This is a genomic window from Burkholderia glumae LMG 2196 = ATCC 33617, from assembly GCF_000960995.1.
GTDB lineage: Bacteria > Pseudomonadota > Gammaproteobacteria > Burkholderiales > Burkholderiaceae > Burkholderia > Burkholderia glumae.
Genome location: NZ_CP009435.1, coordinates 1577491 through 1594627 on the forward strand (window position 1 = coordinate 1577491; position 17137 = coordinate 1594627).

The 17137-nt window shown below is 68.8% G+C and carries 16 protein-coding genes; 11 read left to right on the forward strand and 5 right to left on the reverse strand.

The window, feature by feature from the left end; translation table 11 throughout:
• Positions 1–141 precede the first annotated feature (141 nt).
• From KS03_RS19785 to KS03_RS19795, 3 genes are all read left to right on the forward strand, one after another.
• Positions 142–2442 carry an NADP-dependent malic enzyme gene (locus KS03_RS19785; protein WP_012734615.1) on the forward strand — a complete coding sequence of 767 codons (2301 nt, stop codon included), beginning with the start codon at positions 142–144 and terminating at the stop codon, positions 2440–2442.
• 537 nt (positions 2443–2979) lie between these two features.
• Positions 2980–3402: a ribonuclease gene (locus tag KS03_RS19790; protein ID WP_012734616.1), complete on the forward strand. Its 423-nt coding sequence runs from the start codon at positions 2980–2982 to the stop codon at positions 3400–3402.
• Between the two features lie 16 nt (positions 3403–3418).
• Entirely contained in the window at positions 3419–3985 is a 567-nt protein-coding gene (locus tag KS03_RS19795) for a barstar family protein (RefSeq protein WP_026051526.1), read from the forward strand.
• Positions 3986–4134: 149 nt separating this feature from the next.
• Here the strand turns inward: KS03_RS19795 and KS03_RS19800 are convergent, their stop codons facing one another.
• From KS03_RS19800 to speE, 3 genes are read right to left on the reverse strand one after another with little or no spacing between them, the layout of a single operon-like run.
• Positions 4135–4896, reverse strand: a complete 762-nt coding sequence (locus KS03_RS19800; protein WP_012734618.1) for a 16S rRNA (uracil(1498)-N(3))-methyltransferase — start codon at positions 4894–4896, stop codon at positions 4135–4137.
• The gene (locus KS03_RS19805) at positions 4893–5309 is read right to left on the reverse strand and encodes a VOC family protein (protein ID WP_012734619.1); all 417 of its coding nucleotides are present in this window, start codon (positions 5307–5309) and stop codon (positions 4893–4895) included. Before KS03_RS19805 ends, KS03_RS19800 begins: the two co-directional genes overlap by 4 nt.
• A 45-nt stretch (positions 5310–5354) precedes the next feature.
• Entirely contained in the window at positions 5355–6212 is an 858-nt protein-coding gene (speE, locus tag KS03_RS19810; protein ID WP_012734620.1) for a polyamine aminopropyltransferase, read from the reverse strand.
• A 415-nt stretch (positions 6213–6627) separates the two neighbouring features.
• Here speE and tkt point away from each other — a divergent pair, with 415 nt between their 5' ends.
• Positions 6628–8649 carry a transketolase gene (gene tkt, locus KS03_RS19815; protein WP_012734621.1) on the forward strand — a complete coding sequence of 674 codons (2022 nt, stop codon included), beginning with the start codon at positions 6628–6630 and terminating at the stop codon, positions 8647–8649.
• A gap of 93 nt (positions 8650–8742) precedes the next feature.
• Positions 8743–9753: a type I glyceraldehyde-3-phosphate dehydrogenase gene (gap, locus tag KS03_RS19820; RefSeq protein ID WP_012734622.1), complete on the forward strand. Its 1011-nt coding sequence runs from the start codon at positions 8743–8745 to the stop codon at positions 9751–9753.
• 177 nt (positions 9754–9930) lie between these two features.
• On the opposite strand, the gene KS03_RS19825 is transcribed toward gap, so the two are convergent.
• Positions 9931–10623, reverse strand: a complete 693-nt coding sequence (locus KS03_RS19825) for a FadR/GntR family transcriptional regulator (protein WP_012734623.1) — start codon at positions 10621–10623, stop codon at positions 9931–9933.
• A gap of 215 nt (positions 10624–10838) precedes the next feature.
• Between KS03_RS19825 and KS03_RS19830 the strand changes: the two genes are divergently transcribed.
• The 3 genes from KS03_RS19830 (at position 10839) to KS03_RS19840 (ending at position 13819) form a co-directional block, all read left to right on the forward strand.
• A complete protein-coding gene (locus KS03_RS19830; protein ID WP_012734624.1) occupies positions 10839–12161 on the forward strand; it encodes a C4-dicarboxylate transporter DctA in 1323 nt (440 codons plus the stop codon).
• A 97-nt stretch (positions 12162–12258) separates the two neighbouring features.
• Positions 12259–13269: an allantoicase gene (gene alc / locus KS03_RS19835; protein ID WP_012734625.1), complete on the forward strand. Its 1011-nt coding sequence runs from the start codon at positions 12259–12261 to the stop codon at positions 13267–13269.
• Positions 13270–13285: 16 nt separating this feature from the next.
• A complete protein-coding gene (locus KS03_RS19840; RefSeq protein WP_012734626.1) occupies positions 13286–13819 on the forward strand; it encodes an ureidoglycolate lyase in 534 nt (177 codons plus the stop codon).
• A 216-nt stretch (positions 13820–14035) separates the two neighbouring features.
• Here KS03_RS19840 and fur read toward each other — a convergent pair whose 3' ends face one another.
• Complete coding sequence (gene fur / locus KS03_RS19845) at positions 14036–14464, reverse strand: ferric iron uptake transcriptional regulator (RefSeq protein ID WP_012734627.1); 429 nt, start codon at positions 14462–14464, stop codon at positions 14036–14038.
• Positions 14465–14617: 153 nt separating this feature from the next.
• Here fur and KS03_RS19850 point away from each other — a divergent pair, with 153 nt between their 5' ends.
• The 3 genes from KS03_RS19850 (at position 14618) to KS03_RS19860 (ending at position 17128) form a co-directional block, all read left to right on the forward strand.
• Positions 14618–15520: an outer membrane protein assembly factor BamE gene (locus tag KS03_RS19850; RefSeq protein ID WP_012734628.1), complete on the forward strand. Its 903-nt coding sequence runs from the start codon at positions 14618–14620 to the stop codon at positions 15518–15520.
• Positions 15521–15610: 90 nt separating this feature from the next.
• The gene (gene dapB / locus KS03_RS19855; protein ID WP_012734629.1) at positions 15611–16408 is read left to right on the forward strand and encodes a 4-hydroxy-tetrahydrodipicolinate reductase; all 798 of its coding nucleotides are present in this window, start codon (positions 15611–15613) and stop codon (positions 16406–16408) included.
• A 30-nt stretch (positions 16409–16438) separates the two neighbouring features.
• Positions 16439–17128 carry a MotA/TolQ/ExbB proton channel family protein gene (locus KS03_RS19860; RefSeq protein ID WP_012734630.1) on the forward strand — a complete coding sequence of 230 codons (690 nt, stop codon included), beginning with the start codon at positions 16439–16441 and terminating at the stop codon, positions 17126–17128.
• Positions 17129–17137: the final 9 nt, after the last annotated feature.

The window sequence follows — 17137 nt, forward strand, 5'->3', positions numbered from 1 at the left end:
GAAGGGCGGCCATTGTAAGGCGGGCGGGCCGCCGTCACGTGCATTCCGGCCGCGGCCGTCGCGGCCGGAACGAGAAATCTGGATAAGGATTGGCGCTACAATATGAGCCGAACAGGTATTCTAATCCCGCCCCCTCGACTCATGTCCACCAAGTCCTCCCCGAAAGCCGATTTGCGCGCAGCCGCCCTCGATTACCACGAATTCCCGACCCCGGGCAAAATCGCCGTCCAGCCGACCAAGCAGATGATCAACCAGCGCGATCTCGCGCTGGCGTATTCGCCCGGCGTCGCGTTCGCCTGCGAGGAGATCGTCGAGAATCCGCTCAATGCCGCGCGCTTCACGTCCCGCAGCAACCTGGTCGGCGTCGTCACCAACGGCACCGCGGTGCTGGGCCTCGGCAACATCGGCCCGCTCGCGTCGAAGCCGGTGATGGAGGGCAAGGCCGCGCTGTTCAAGAAGTTCGCCGGCATCGACGTGTTCGACATCGAACTGAACGAATCGGACCCGCACAAGCTGGTGGAGGTGATCGCCGCGCTCGAGCCGACCTTCGGCGGCATCAACCTCGAGGACATCAAGGCACCGGACTGCTTCATCGTCGAGCGCGAATGCCGCAAGCGCATGAAGATCCCGGTATTCCACGACGACCAGCACGGCACCGCGATCGTGGTTGCCGCCGCGGTCACCAACGGCCTCAAGGTGGTGGGCAAGGACATCAAGCAGGTCAAGCTGGTCGCCTCGGGCGCGGGCGCCGCGGCGCTCGCCTGCCTGGACCTGCTGGTCGACATCGGCCTGCCGCTCGAGAACATCTTCGTCACGGACCTGGCCGGCGTCGTCTACCGGGGCCGCGCCGAGCTGATGGACCCGGACAAGGAGCGGTTCGCGCGCGAGACCGACGCGCGCACGCTGGCCGAGGTGATCGAGGGCGCCGACATCTTCCTCGGCCTGTCGGCCGCCGGCGTGCTGAAGCAGGAGATGGTCAAGGGCATGGCCGAGCGCCCGCTGATCCTCGCGCTGGCCAACCCGACGCCGGAAATCCTGCCGGAAGTCGCGCACGAGGTGCGCCCCGACGCGATTCTCGCGACCGGCCGCACCGACTATCCGAATCAGGTCAACAACGTCCTCTGCTTCCCGTTCATCTTCCGCGGCGCGCTCGACGTGGGCGCGACCACGATCACGCGCGAGATGGAGATCGCCGCCGTCAACGCGATCGCCGAGCTTGCGCAGCAGGAGCAGAGCGACATCGTCGCCACGGCCTACGCGATCGAGGATCTCTCGTTCGGGCCGGAATACCTGATCCCGAAGCCGTTCGATCCGCGCCTGATCGTCAAAATCGCGCCGGCCGTCGCGAAGGCCGCGATGGAGGGCGGCGTGGCGACGCGCCCGATCGAGGACATGGACGCCTACGTCCAGCACCTGCAGCAGTTCGTCTATCACAGCGGCAACACCATGAAGCCGGTGTTCCAGGCCGCGCGCAGCGCCCCGCTGGAGAAGAAGCGCGTGGTGTTCGCCGAGGGCGAGGAGGAGCGCGTGCTGCGCGCGGTGCAGATCCTCGTCGACGAGCACGTCGCCAAGCCGATCCTGATCGGCCGCCCGCACGTGATCGAGAACCGCATCAAGCGCTTCGGCCTGCGCATCGCGCCGGGCGTCGATTTCACGATCGTCAATACCGAGCACGACGAGCGCTATCGCGATTTCTGGCAAACCTATTATCAGCTGATGGTGCGCAAGGGCATGGGCCCGCAGCTCGCCAAGCTCGAAATGCGGCGCCGCACGACGCTGATCGGCGCGATGCTGGTGAAGAAGGGCGAGGCCGACGGCATGATCTGCGGCACGATCAGCACGACCCACCGCCACCTGCACTTCATCGACCAGGTGATCGGCAAGCGCGAGGGCTGCAGCGTCTACGCCGCGATGAACGGCCTGGTGCTGCCGGGCCGCCAGATCTTCATCGTCGACACGCACGTCAACGTCGATCCAACGCCCGAGCAACTGGCCGAGATCACCATGATGGCGGCCGAGGAAGTGCGCCGCTTCGGCATCGAGCCGAAGGTCGCGCTGCTCTCGCATTCGAACTTCGGCACCAGCAACGCGCCGACCGCGCAGAAGATGCGCGATACGCTCGCGCTGCTCAAGGAGCGCGCGCCGGGTCTCGAGGTGGACGGCGAGATGCACGGCGACGTCGCGCTCGATCCGCTGCTGCGCAAGGAAATCCTGCCGGATTCGACGCTCGAGGGCGAGGCGAACCTGCTGGTGCTGCCGAACATCGATGCCGCCAACATTGCTTACAACCTGCTCAAGACCGCGGCCGGCAACAACATCGCGATCGGCCCGATCCTGCTCGGTGCCGCGCGGCCGGTGCATGTGCTGACCGAATCGGCCACGGTGCGCCGGATCGTCAACATGGCCGCGCTGCTCGTCGCCGACGTGAACGCGACGCGCTGAGCGTGGGCGGCGAGCGCGGCGCCGCCTGCTCTTGCCGCCGGCCCATGTCGTGACGGCTCATGCTGCGTCCGGCGTGGTGCTGGCCTGCCGGACCCGTACCGACGATGCCCCCGTTTTTTTCGGCGGCAAGTCTTCGGCCGGCACGCAAAGGCAGGACATACGAAGGCAGGGCACGCAAAGGCAGGAAGGACGGCCAACAAAGGGACAGCCAACAAAGACGGAAAAAGCGGCGTGCCCTGTCGAGGGCACGCCGTCGGGTATGGCAAAGCCTTCCCAAGGGTCGAACGACAGCATCCACCGGGGCCGCCGGCTGATGGCGAGGAGGCAAATAACCGGCCATCCGATGCTGCCGAGGCAATTTTATCCTGCGTGGGATAAAAAGTGCTTGTGCAGGCAGGAAATCAGGCGATTTGTGTCAAATAGCCTCAAGCGGGGCTTGCATTTGCCTGGCGAACATTGATTCCGTCCGCCATTAGCGCTACGCTTACGCCTTTCCTGGTCGTCAACTTGTTGATTTAACAGCGGGAACCCCGGTTCATGGCACGCAAGTGGCTCCGCAACGGCGCGCTCGCGTCTGTTTTCGCGCTCGTCGCACTGGGTAGCGCTGGCTTGCCGGCAGGCAGTGCGATTTCCCTGGCGTACGCTCGGGAAGCCGTCTCCAGCATGGCGCCCGTCGGCACCATTCCCACTTCCCGGTTGCCGAGCGAAGCCGTGACGACGCTTGGCCTGATTGCCGCCGGCGGCCCTTATCCGTATCCGAAAGACGGGGCCGTGTTCGGCAATTTCGAGCGCATTCTGCCGAAGATGCGGCGCGGCTATTACCACGAGTACACGGTGCCGACGCCGCGCGCGCGCAATCGCGGCGCGAAGCGCATCGTCTGCGGCGGTCCGCTGCGACGCGTCGACAACTGTTATTACACCGACGACCACTACGCCAGTTTTAAACGTATTGTTGAATGACTTCGGGATGATCGGCATGGGCGACACTACCTACGCGCACGAAATGTCGGCTGCGGCGGATCTGTTCGCGGCCGGAGACGGCAACCTGTTCCAGCGGGTGATGCGCCTGCGCGCGCTCGCCCAGGCCGGCGACGCTGCGCAGCCGCCGGCGATCTGCCCCGGGGATTCATCGACCGAGGAGCCTATGAGTCTGTTCGCGACCGTGCGACCCAATATCGTGCAGTCGATTCGCGCGTTTCGCGTCCATGATCTGGCGGAGGAAGCGGCCCGGCTCGGCCAGCATTTTCTGTTCGCGTATTGCGGCGCCGCGCAGTCGAAGCAGGAAGTGCTCGAAACGATCGCGACGTCGTTCCTGTTCCCGAAGCATTTCGGAAAGAATTACGACGCGCTGTATGACAGTCTCACCGACCTGATCCACAAGGCGGGCGAGCAGCCCGGCTTCGTGATCGTGCTGGAGGCGCTGCCGATCGCGCAGAAGTTCGACAAGGAAGGGCGCGAGACGCTGCTCGACGTGTTTCGCGAGGCCGCCGAGTTCTGGGCCGAGCGCAAGATCGCGTTCCGCGTGTTCTACTCGTTCGCCTGAGGCGCGGCGGCCCGCGGCCCGGGCGCTCGCGGTTTCACCGACGGTTTCGTTTTGCCGCTGTTTCCCGTCATCGGCCGGCACCGGCAAGGCCCGCTCGCGAGCGGGCCTTTTCCTTTTGGCCTGCGCCTTCGGCGTCGCGCGTCACCGCCTCATTCCCATCCGCCCCAGCGCGCGGCCAGTGCCGCCAGCATGGCCATGCCGGCCGTCTCGGTGCGCAGCACGCGCGCGCCGAGCACGATTGCCTGGAAGCCGTGCTTGCGCGCCGCGTCCTCCTCGGCCGGCGACAGCCCGCCTTCCGGGCCGATCAGCAGCGTGACCGTGCCGGCGGGCGCCGTGGCCGGCAGCGCCGCGAACGCGATGCTCGCGCGCGGCGAGAGCATCAGCCGCAGCTCGGCGTCGGCCGCGGGCGGCAGGGCGTCGAGCCAGGCCGAAAGCTCCGCGATCGGCGCGACCGCCGGCACGCGGTTGCGGCCGCACTGCTCGCAGGCGGCGCGCACCACGCCTTGCCAATGGGCGACGCGCTTGTCCGCGCGCTCGCCGGACAAGCGCACCACGCCGCGCGCGGTCGAAAGCGGCGCGAGCGCCGTGACGCCGAGCTCGACGGCCTTCTCGATCAGCCAGTCCATCTTGTCGCCGCCGGCGATGCCCTGGGCAAGCGTGACGCGGTACGGCGTCTCGAGTTCGCGCGCGTCGAAGCCGACGGTGCGGGCCACGGCGTTGCGCTTGCCGAGCTCGACGAGCTCGGCGCGGTACTGGCCGCCCGTGCCGTCGAACAGCGTCAGCGGATCGCCCGGTTCGAGGCGCAGCACCTGCACGTGGCGGGCGACCTCGGCGGGCAGCATCACCTCGCTGTCGGCCTGCAGCGGGCGATCGACGAAGAAGCGCGGGATCGCGGAAGTGCTGCCGCTCATTGCTCGATGCGCCGCGCCAGCGCCCAGCGGTAGCCGTCGAGATCCTCGACCTGTGCGAAACGGTCCCCCCAGAACTGATCGCGCGGCTCGCTCAGCGATTTCGCGCCTGCCTCGAGCGCGCGCCGGTAGACCGCGTCGACGTCGTCGACGTACAGATAGAACGACTGCGGCGCCGTCAGGCCGGCGCTGCGCGGCGTGCGCGCGGTGGAGCCGAACGCGCCCTCGGGCGCGAACATCAGGATCAACTGGCCGTGATAGGACATTTCGACGTGCATCAGCGCGCCGTCTTCGTCGATCAGCTCGCGCTTCTCGAACCCGAACGCGCTGCCGTAAAACGCTATCGAGGCAGCCGCGCTGCGGACGGTCAGATAAGGCGTCAACCAAGGCACGTCGGCCGGACGCGGACCGGTCATTGAACGATCTCCTGCGGGATGGTGGGACGGGGCGCCGCGTCAGCGTCAGTGGCGCATGCCGAGTGTATCGCGCAGCGCGCGGCGCAGGGTGAACAGCGCCGGATGGAGTCCGGCGTCGTAGAACCGCAGATCGGCGATGCCGCGCGCGGCGAGCCGTTGCTCGATATCGTGCGCGAACAGCGCGCCCGCATCGAGCGTGTCGCTCGCCACCGCCATCAGCCATTCGCCGCCGTAGAGCGGCACCGGCGCGGCGAGCGGCGCGACCACGGCGAACGAGGCGCGCAGTTCGGCGACGAGCCCGGCGATGCGCGGCGCGTGGAAGGCCGGCGCGCCCAGATGCATCGAGAGCGCCGCGCAGGGCGTGAGGCGCCGCTTGAGCCGGGCGAGGAACGCGCGCGTGTAGAGGCCGGCGGCCGGCGAATCGGGCGGCGTGAGGTCGAACACGACCAGATCGAAGCGCAGCGGCGTGTGGTCGACGTAATCCGCCGCGTCGCCGATCACGAGCTCGACACGCGGATCATCGAAGGCGCCGCGATGCACGGCCTCGAGGTGGCGCCGCGCCATCTCGACCACCGCGGCATCGAGTTCGGCGATCACGATGCGTTCGATCGACGGATGCTTCAGCAGCTGGCGCGCGGCGCCGCCGTCGCCGCCGCCTAGCACCAGCGCGCGGCGCGGCCGCGGATGCGCGAGCGCAGCCGGATGCGTCATGCACTCGTGGTAGACGGCCTCGTCGCCGACCGAGGTCATCGGCCGGCCGTCGAGCGTAAACAGGCGGCCGAGCAGCGGCGTGTCCCAGACCTCGATGCGCTGGTAAGGCGAGGCGAACGCGGCGAGGCGGCTGGCGTTCGGAAAGCCGTAGATCGCGTCGGGGCAGGGCTGGAAGCAGAGCGTGGTGTTCACGGCGGCGGGCAGGCGGGCGGCGGGTTGGCGGGCGAGGGCGGGGCTGCCCCGAATTATAGAAGGCGCTGGGCGATGCCGGCGGCCGGGCCCGGCCGATGCGGCGGGCGCAGGCGGCATGGCGCTTCATAACGTTTGCGCCGCGACGCGGCGCAGCATGAGAAGATGCGGCGGCGCGGCATCGATGCGCGACGCACCGCCGGCCGGTGCGCGCGGGCTGCCGCGAGCCGCTTCCCAAGCCTTTTTCGCCGGGGCGCTAGCCGGGGCATCTGTTAAAATGTCCGGCTTTGCTGCCTGCCGTCTGATTGCTCGTCCGCTTCGCGTCCCCATGGCGCCGCATCGCGCGCCGGGAGCGGTCGGCCCGCGAGCTTCCGGACCAGCCGTGCCCCGTTTTCTCGACTCGTTCTCCGGACTCGACATGACGACCTCGTCTACCGCCAGCACCTCCCTGATGGCCAATGCGATTCGCGCCCTCGCGATGGATGCCGTCCAGCAAGCCAACTCCGGCCACCCTGGCATGCCGATGGGCATGGCCGAGATCGGCGTGGCCCTGTGGTCGCGCCATCTGAAGCACAACCCGGCGAACCCGCACTGGGCCGATCGCGACCGCTTCGTGCTGTCGAACGGCCATGGCTCGATGCTGCTGTACTCGCTGCTGCACCTGACCGGCTATGACCTGCCGATCGAGGAGCTGAAGAACTTCCGCCAGTTGCACTCGAAGACGCCGGGCCACCCGGAATACGGCATCACGGCCGGCGTCGAGACCACCACCGGCCCGCTCGGCCAGGGTCTCGCGAATGCGGTCGGCATGGCGCTCGCCGAGGCGCTGCTCGCCGCCGAGTTCAACAAGGACGGCGCGACGATCGTCGATCACCACACCTACGTGTTCCTCGGCGACGGCTGCCTGATGGAAGGCATCTCGCACGAGGCGTGCTCGTTCGCCGGCACGCTGAAGCTGAACAAGCTGATCGCGCTCTACGACGACAACGGCATCTCGATCGACGGCGACGTGGTCAACTGGTTCCACGACGACACCCCGAAGCGTTTCGAAGCCTACGGCTGGAACGTGATTCCGGGCGTGGACGGCCATGACGTCGACGCCGTCGACGCGGCGATCGCGAAGGCGAAGCTGTCGGACAAGCCGACGCTGATCTGCTGCAAGACCGTGATCGGCAAGGGCGCGGCGACCAAGGCCGGCGGCCACGACGTGCACGGCGCGGCGCTCGGCGCCGAGGAGATCGCCAAGACGCGCGCGGCGCTCGGCTGGAACTGGGAGCCGTTCGTGATCCCGCAGGAAGTCTATGCGGCGTGGGACGGCAAGGCGGCCGGCGCGAAGCGCGAAAGCGACTGGAACGCCGTGTTCGAGGCCTACCGCGCGAAGTTCCCGGCCGAGGCCGACGAGTTCGTGCGCCGCATGGCGGGCAAGCTGCCGGCCGACTGGGCGCAGAAGGCCGCCGCGATCGTGGCCGGCGCGAACGAGCGCGGCGAGACGGTGGCCACGCGCAAGGCTTCGCAGCAGACCATCGAGGGCCTCGCCGCCGCGCTGCCCGAGCTGATCGGCGGCTCGGCCGACCTGACCGGCTCGAACCTGACGAACTGGAAGGCGTCGAAGCCGGTTCGCGCGGGCGAGAAAGGCATTCAGTGGGGAAACCATATCAATTACGGCGTGCGCGAATTCGGCATGAGCGCCGCGATCAACGGTATCGTGCTTCATGGCGGCTACAAGCCTTTCGGCGGCACCTTCCTGACGTTCTCGGACTACAGCCGCAACGCGTTGCGCGTGGCCGCGCTGATGAAGGCGCCCTCGCTGTTCGTGTTTACGCACGACTCGATCGGCCTCGGCGAGGACGGTCCGACGCACCAGTCCATCGAGCACGTTTCGAGCCTGCGGCTGATTCCGCACCTCGATGTCTGGCGCCCGGCCGACACGGTCGAGACGGCCGTGGCCTGGACCGAGGCCGTTGCCGCGCAACGTCCGTCGTGCCTGATCTTCAGCCGCCAGAACCTGGCGTTCAACGCGCGCAGCGACGCGCAGCTGGCGAACGTCGCCAAGGGCGGCTACGTGCTGCGCGACTGGGACGAGGAAGTCGTCGCCCGCAAGATCATCCTGATCGCGACGGGCTCCGAGGTCGAGCTGGCGATGAAGGCCGTCGAGCCGCTCGCGCAGCAGGGCATCGCCGCGCGCGTCGTGTCGATGCCGGCCACCACCGTGTTCGATCGTCAGGACGCCGAGTACCGTGAGCGCGTGCTGCCGGCCGGCGTGCGCCGCGTCGCCATCGAGGCGGGCGTGACCGACTTCTGGCGCAAGTACGTCGGCCTCGAGGGCGGCGTGATCGGGATCGATTCGTTCGGCGAATCGGCTCCGGCCGGCGTACTCTTCAAGTATTTCGGCTTCACCATCGAGAACGTGGTCGAGACGGCGAAGCGCGTGCTCGCCTGAGCGTGAGCCAGCGCGCCGGCTGCGCCTCGCCGGCGGGCCGGCGCCGTCGTGAAGCCGGCGATCCGTTTTTTTTCAGCCATCAGGAGATTAATCATGACGATTCGCGTTGCAATCAACGGTTACGGCCGCATTGGCCGCAATACGCTGCGCGCTTTCTATGAAAACGGCAAGAAGCACGATATCGAGATCGTCGCGATCAACGACCTCGGCGATGCGAAGACCAACGCGCACCTGACGCAGTACGACACCGCGCACGGCAAGTTCCCGGGCGAAGTGTCGGTGGACGGCGACTACCTGATCGTCAACGGCGACCGCATCCGCGTGCTGGCCAACCGCAACCCGGCCGAACTGCCGTGGGGCGAGCTCGGCGTCGACGTGGTGTTCGAGTGCACGGGCTTCTTCACCACCAAGGAAAAGGCCAGCGCGCACCTGAAGGGCGGCGCGAAGAAGGTGATCATCTCGGCCCCGGGCGGCAAGGACGTCGACGCGACGATCGTCTACGGCGTCAACCACCAGGTGCTGAAGGCCGAGCACACCGTGATCTCGAACGCCTCGTGCACGACCAACTGCCTCGCGCCGCTCGTCAAGCCGCTGCACGACAAGATCGGCCTCGAGACCGGCCTGATGACGACGGTCCACGCCTACACGAACGACCAGGTGCTGACCGACGTCTATCACGAGGACCTGCGCCGCGCGCGCTCGGCCACGCACAGCCAGATTCCGACCAAGACGGGCGCGGCGGCGGCCGTCGGCCTGGTGCTGCCGGAACTGAACGGCAAGCTCGACGGCTATGCGATCCGCGTGCCCACCATCAACGTGTCGATCGTCGACCTGTCGTTCATCGCCAAGCGCGACACGACGGTCGAGGAAGTCAACGCGATCATGAAGGAAGCGTCGGAAGGCTCGCTGAAGGGCATCCTCGCCTATAACGACCAGCCGCTCGTGTCGATCGACTTCAACCACAATCCGGCCTCGTCGTCGTTCGATTCGACGCTGACGAAGGTGTCGGGCCGTCTCGTCAAGGTGTCGAGCTGGTACGACAACGAATGGGGCTTCTCGAACCGCATGCTCGACACGGCAGTCGCGTTCGCGAACGCGAAGTAACACGCGCCGCGGGCGGTGCCGGCAGTTCCGGCACCGGCTTGCCGGCGAACTCACGGCCCGGCGTCGCGCCTCGTGCGCGGCGCCGGGCCGTGTCTTTTCGGGGCCGGGCATGGCGGAGCCGCAAGCAAGCGGACCGAGGCGCCCTGGCGGTGGATGCTGCCGGCGGCCGTGCCAGGCTCAACCGGGCGGCGTCGGGAAGAACACGCCGGCGCGCTGGGCCGCGCCCCGGATATGCGTCTCGATCGCGCGGCCCGCGGCAGCCGGGTCGCGTGCGATCAGCGCGTCGAGAATCACGCGGTGCTCGTGGAACGTCGAGAGCATCAGCTCGCGCCGGTAGAACGGCATGCGCTGGCTTTCCTTCATGATGTCCGCGCTGTTGCGCAGGATCGACTCGATCGCCGCATTGCCGGCCAGCCCGACGATACGCATGTGGAACTCGAAATCGAGCTGCGACGCGTCGTCCAGCGCGTTGTCGACGAGCGCCACGTGCAGCGCGGCCAGATTCTCCTCGAACCAGGCCAGATCGACGTCGCTGACGGCGAGCGCGGCCATGCGCGCGGTGAAGCCTTCCAGTGCGTAGCGCATCTGGTAGGTGTCGGGCGGTGACGAGCGTTCGGCGAAGCGCCACGGATGATCGGCGCCCGCCTGCGCGCGCTCGACGTAGACGCCCTTGCCGGGCCGGATCGTCAGCATGCCGAGCGCCTCGAGCGTCGAGAGCGCCTCGCGCAGCGAGGCGCGGCTGATATCGAGTTCTTCCGACAACTGGCGTTGGGCGGGCAACAGGCTGCCGACGGGGTAGACGCCGGTTTCGATCCGAGCCTGGATCGTGGCGATGGCCGCGTCGGTGACGGTGTGGGGAAGGTTCTTCATGGCGGCAAGGGGCGGTCAGACCGGCATTGTAATCCGGCGGCCTGCCCCGCAGCGGCAGTGCCCGGCCCGCTGTGGCAATCGGGTAATCCCTGTTTTTGATACGATTGACGCGACTATATCGGCCTCCTACACTCCGGCATCCGCTTACTGGTATGACCAGTCGGAACAGTGAGCATCTCTCGGCAAACCGCGGTACCCGCAGTACGGAGGATCGGATGGCGAAGTTTCTGAACTCGTTGTTCGGGCGCGTGATGATCGCGCTCGTGATCGGGATTGCGCTCGGTGCGGCGTTTCCGCATGCCGCGCAATCGCTGCGGCCGCTTGGCGACGGCTTCCTGAAGCTGATCAAGATGGTGATCGGGCCGATCGTGTTCTGCGTGGTGGTGAGCGGCATCGCGAACGCCGGCGATCTGCGCAAGGTCGGGCGCGTCGGCCTGCGGGCGGTGATCTACTTCGAGCTGATGACCACGTTCGCGCTCGCGATCGGCCTCGTGCTCGCGGAGCTCACGCGCCCCGGCGCCGGCATGAACGTGGATGTGGGCGCGCTCGATCCGGCCTCGCTCGCCGACTACGCGAAGCATGCGCAGAGCCTGAAGGACACCGCCGGCTATCTGCTGAAGATCATTCCCGACACCGCGTTCGACGCGTTCGCCAAGGGCGACATCCTGCAGATCCTCGTGTTCGCGGTGCCGTTCGGCGTGGCGCTGTCGATGCTCGGCGAGCGCGCGCGCGCGCTCAGCGGCCTCATCGACGAGTTCGCGCAGGTCTGCTTCCGCGTGATGGGCTTCATCGTCCGGCTCGCGCCGCTCGGCGTGCTCGGCGCGATCGCGTACACCACCGGCAAGTACGGCGTGGCCTCGCTCGAGCAGATGGGCCTGCTGGTGGCGGTGTTCTATCTGGCCTGCTTGCTGTTCGTGGTGGTGGTGCTCGGCGCGGTGATGCGGCTCGCCGGCTTCAGCGTGTTCAAGCTGATCCGCTATCTGCGCGAGGAACTGATGATCGTGCTCGGCACCGCCTCGTCGGACGCCGTGCTGCCGCAGGTGATGCGCAAGCTCGAATGGATGGGCGTCAAGGATTCGACGGTCGGGCTGGTGATCCCGACCGGCTACTCGTTCAACCTCGACGGCTTCTCGATCTACCTGACGCTCGCCGTGCTGTTCATCGCGCAGGCCACCAACACGCCGCTGTCGGCGCACGATCTGATCGTGGTGCTGCTGGTCTCGCTGGTCACCTCGAAGGGCGCGCACGGCATTCCCGGCTCGGCGATCGTGATCCTCGCCGCGACGCTCTCGGCGATCCCGGCGCTGCCGGTGCTCGGCCTCGTGCTGATCCTGCCGGTGGACTGGTTCGTCGGCATCGCGCGCGCCGTGACGAACCTGCTCGGCAACTGCGTCGCGACGGTGGTGGTGGCGGTGTGGGAGCACGACATCGACGCGGCCCGCGCGCGCCGCGTGCTGAACCGCGAGCTGCGCTACGTGCCGTCCGGCGACGCGCCGGCCGGCGAATTGGCCCCGGAAGAGCCGGCCCCGGCGCTCTGAGGCCAGCGCCCGCGACCTGATCCCGGTCCCGCGCGCGGCAGGCCGCGCGTGCGGATCGGCCGACTTTCGATTACCGCTTAACGGCAGGAGCCCGACCATGGCAGCACCGATCCTCGACCCCGACGCCCCCGCGTTCACGCGGCGCTATCCGAATCTCGCCGACCCGCGCCTCGGCGCCCGCGCGCTGGCCGCGAGCGACGAATTCTTCGCGCCGAAGGAGCGCATGCTCGACCCGGAACCGGCGGTGTTCATCCCCGGCAAGTACGACGACCACGGCAAGTGGATGGACGGCTGGGAGACGCGCCGCAAGCGCACGGCGGGGCACGACTGGTGCATCGTCAAGCTGGCGCGCCCCGCAGTCGTGCATGGCGTCGATCTCGATACCAGCCACTTCACCGGCAATTTCCCGCCTGCCGCGTCGATCGACGCCTGCCGCGCCGAGGGCGAGCTGCCGCCCGACGACGCCGACTGGCAGCCGCTGGTGGCGGCCGCCACGCTGCAGGGCAACCGCCATCACTACGTCGAGGTGCGCGAGGCGCGCGTCGTCACGCACCTGCGCGTGAACCTCTATCCCGACGGCGGGCTCGCGCGGCTGCGCGTGTACGGCCAGCCGCAGCGCGACTGGTCGCGCGTGCCGGCGGGCGAGCTCGTCGATCTGGCCGCGACCGAGAACGGCGCGTATCTGGTGGCCGCCAACAACGAGCACTTCGGCGCGGCCTCGCGGCTGCTGATGCCGGGCCGCGGCCTGAACATGGGCGACGGCTGGGAGACGCGGCGCCGGCGCGAGCCCGGCAACGACTGGGCAATCGTCGCGCTGGCGCGGCCGGGCATCATCCGCCGCATCGAGGTCGACACGGCGCACTTCAAGGGCAACTACCCGGACCGCTGCTCGCTGCAGGCCGCGCGCGTGACGGGCGGCACCGACGGATCGCTGGTCACGCAGGCGATGTTCTGGCCGGAACTGCTCGGCGAGCAGGCGCTGTCGATGGACAGCGTGCACGTGTTCGAGCCCGGCGGCGCGGCATCCGGCATCGTCACGCACGTGCGCTTCAACATCTTTCCGGACGGCGGCGTATCGCGGCTGCGGCTGTGGGGCGAGCCGGCATGACGGCCGGAGCATGACGATGAACGATTCGCGCTCCGCCGTTCCGCTGCGGCTCGAACCGCTCACGCGCGCCGCGTTCGCGCCGTTCGGCGACGTGATCGAATTGGCGGGCGCGCGCCATTTCCCGATCAACGGCGGCACCACCGAGCGCTTTCACGATCTTGCCACGATCGACGTCGGCACCGCGGGCGGGCGCCCGCTCGTCAGCCTGTTCCGCGGCCAGCCGCGCGACTGGCCGATCGAGATCGCGATGATGGAACGCCATCCGCTCGGCAGCCAGGCGTTCGTGCCGCTCGCGACGCAGGGGCGCTACGCGATCGTGGTGGCGCCGGCCGGCGAGTTCGACGCGCGGCGGCTGCGCGCGTTTCTGGCCCAGGGCTGGCAGGGCGTCAACTACGCGAAGGGGGTCTGGCACCATCCGCTGCTCGCGCTCGACCGCGTCAGCGATTTCGTCGTGATCGACCGCGGCGGCAACGGCGAGCCGAATTGCGACGAGATCGCGCTCGACCTGCCGCGTCTGCTGCTGGCCCCGGCCAGCCCCGCCGCGGCCTGAGCGCGCGGCGGCAATCGTGTGAGGATTGCCCGCTGAAGGCGGGCGCGGCGCGCCGACCCGTCAGGAAAGCGAAAGATCGGCGCGAGCTTCGCCACGGCGCCTGGCAGCGTGCGATGCCGTGCGATTCGGCGGCGGCGCGCCCGAAAACGATTCGGCCCGGCCGGGCTGGCGCCCGCCGGGCCGAATCGCTGCGCGGCCGTGCCGTGCAGGCAGCCGTCAGTGCTTGCGGTGCGGGCAGTCCTCGGTGGTGCACGAGCCGTACATCGCGAGCGAATGCTCCTGCAGCTTGAAGCCGCGCGTCTTCGCGATCGCCTGCTGGCGGTTCTCGATCTCGGCGTCGAAGAATTCCTCGACGCGGCCGCAGTCGAGGCAGACCAGGTGATCGTGGTGCGAGCCTTCGTTGAGCTCGAACACGGCCTTGCCCGATTCGAAGTTGCTGCGCGTGAGCAGGCCCGCCTGCTCGAACTGCGTCAGCACGCGATAGACCGTGGCCAGTCCGATGTCGAGTTGCTCGTGCAGCAGATTGCGATAGACGTCTTCGGCCGTCAGGTGCCGGACTTCGCTTTGCTGGAAGATTTCCAGAATCTTGAGGCGAGGTAGGGTGGCCTTGAGCCCGATATTCTTCAGCTCGGTCGGATTGGTCATGGCTAGGCGTCCCTAGAGTACAATGCAGGGTTCCAATAGTACCGGCTTTTCGCCCTGTCAGTCATCAGTGAGCCGAGTCGTGCGGCCTGTCCGACGGTTCGATCCGATGAAGGACAAGTTTCCTGTATCCGTTCGCAACTTCAGAGGACCCGCATGCGGAGTGCCATCACTGCTGCCGTCGCTGTCGCCGTCGTCACGCTGGCAGGCTGTTCGTCATATGACAGCGTCACGCAACGAATCGCGCAGAGCATTACGCCGTACCGCATCACGGTCGTCCAGGGCAATTTCGTTTCCCAGGAAAAAGCTGCACAGCTGCAAGTCGGCATGACGCGCGACCAGGTTCGCACGCTGCTCGGCACGCCGCTGCTCACCGATATGTTCCACGCCGATCGCTGGGACTATCTGTTCTATTTCAAGCGCGGCTCGACCTCGGTGGTCCAGCAGCGCGATCTCGTGCTGCATTTCCAGAACGATCGCCTCGCGAGCTGGAGCGGCGCGGAAAATCTGCCGACCGAGCTCGACCTGCTCGCCGACATCGACGGCGACCGCCGCGGCAAGCGCGCCGCCAAGGCGGCAGCGAAAGCGGCCGCCGAGCAGGCCGCTGCGGCGTCGGCCGCTTCCGCGGCAGCCGCCGCCGCGCCGGCCCCGGCTGCTGCCGCGCCGGCCCCGAGCCTCCCGCCCGACATGGCGGCCAGCCCGGCTGCGGGCGCCTCGAGCGCCTCGAGCGCGGCGGCGCCGGCGGCGGGCGGCCAGAGCGCCGCCAACACCGAGGCCGCGCGCGCGGCGAACCGCGCGACCGCGCAGGTTCCGGGCCAGGGCGCCCAGCATCGCTTCAAGCCGTCGGCGCAGAGCGCGCCGTCCGCCCCGACGCCGGGCGGCATGCCGCCCGGCGCGAGCCCGGCGATCCAGCCGCAGTTCCAGTTCCAGCGTCCGCCGCAGCCGTCGGCGCCGAGCGACGCGGCGCCGCCCGTCGGCCCGCGGGGCACCGACGTGCTGCCGAATCAGCCGCTGACCGCGCCGCCCGCCGACATCTCGGCGCCGCCGAACTCGAACTGACGCGCGGGCAGTAGCCAACGGGCGGCTTCGGCCGCCCGGTTCGTTTTCCGAATCCCGTCCCCTTCTTCGTTCACCTACGCGAACACGACCATGAAGATTGCCATTGCCGGAGCGTCGGGCCGTATGGGCCGGATGCTGATCGAAGCGGTGCTCAACGATCCCGACGCGACGCTCGCGGGCGCACTCGGCCGCCCCGGCTCCGCGCATCTCGGCCAGGACGCCGGGGCATTCCTCGGCAAGCCGACCGGCGTGATCGTCACCGACGACGTCGAGCGCGTGTTCGCCGATGCCGACTACCTGATCGATTTCACCCGCCCCGACACCACGCTCGGCTATCTCGACGCCGCCCAGCGCCATGGCGTGAAGCTGGTGATCGGCACCACCGGTTTCTCCGAGCCGCAGAAGGCGCGGCTGCGCGCGGCGGCCGCGCGGATCGGCATGGTGTTCTCGGCGAACATGAGCGTGGGCGTGAACGTCACGCTCAAGCTGCTCGAGTTCGCGGCGAAGCAGTTCGCGCAGGGCTACGACATCGAGATCATCGAGGCGCACCATCGCCACAAGGTCGATGCGCCGTCCGGCACCGCGCTGATGATGGGCGAGACCGTGGCCGCCTCGCTCGGCCGCCAGCTCGCCGACTGCGCCGTCTATGACCGCCATGGCGAGACGGGGCCGCGCGATCCCTCGACGATCGGCTTCACGGCGATTCGCGGCGGCGACATCGTCGGCGACCACACCGTGCTGTTCGCCGGCATCGGCGAGCGCATCGAGATCACCCACAAGTCGTCGAGCCGCGTGTCCTACGCGCAGGGCTCGATGCGCGCGGTGCGCTTCCTCGCCGACAAGCCGAGCGGCCTGTTCGACATGCAGGACGTGCTCGGCCTGCGCTGAGCAGGCCGGCCGATCGATCCGGAGCCGCGCATGGCCACCGATACCGGCGTCATCCACTATCTCGCGAGCGGCGATGCCGTCACGCATGCCGTCGCGTACCTGCTGCTGGCGATGTCGGTGGCGAGCTGGTGCTGCCTGCTGCTCAAGGCGTGGACGCTGGTGCGCGCGAGGCGTGCGAGCGCCGGCGCGATCGCCGCGTTCTGGCGGGCCGGCTCGTTCGACGCGGGGCTCGCCGCGCTGCGCGCCGCCGACCGCGAGCGCGTGTTCGTGCCGCTCGCGGCCGCCGCAGACGCGGCGGCGCGGGAGGCCGCCGCCGGCGCGGCGCTGCTGGGCGCGCGCGTTGCGCCCGGCGAACGCGTGCTGCGGGCGGTGCGCGAGGCCATGCGCGGCTCGCAGCGGCGGCTCGAGTTCGGCCTCGTGCTGCTCGCCTCGATCGCCAGCACGGCGCCGTTCGTCGGACTGCTCGGCACGGTCTGGGGCATCTACCACGCGCTCGGCAGCATCGCCGCGAGCGGTCAGGCGCAGATCGGCAGCGTGGCCGGCCCGGTCGGCGAGGCGCTGATCATGACCGCGTTCGGGCTGGTGGTCGCGATTCCGGCGGTGCTCGCCTACAACATGCTCGGCCGCCTGGTGCGGCAGCTCGTCGAGGATCTCGACGGGTTCGCGCGCGACCTGCACGCATTCGCCGGCGGCGCGCCCGAGCGCGACGCGCGGGCCTGAGGGCGCACC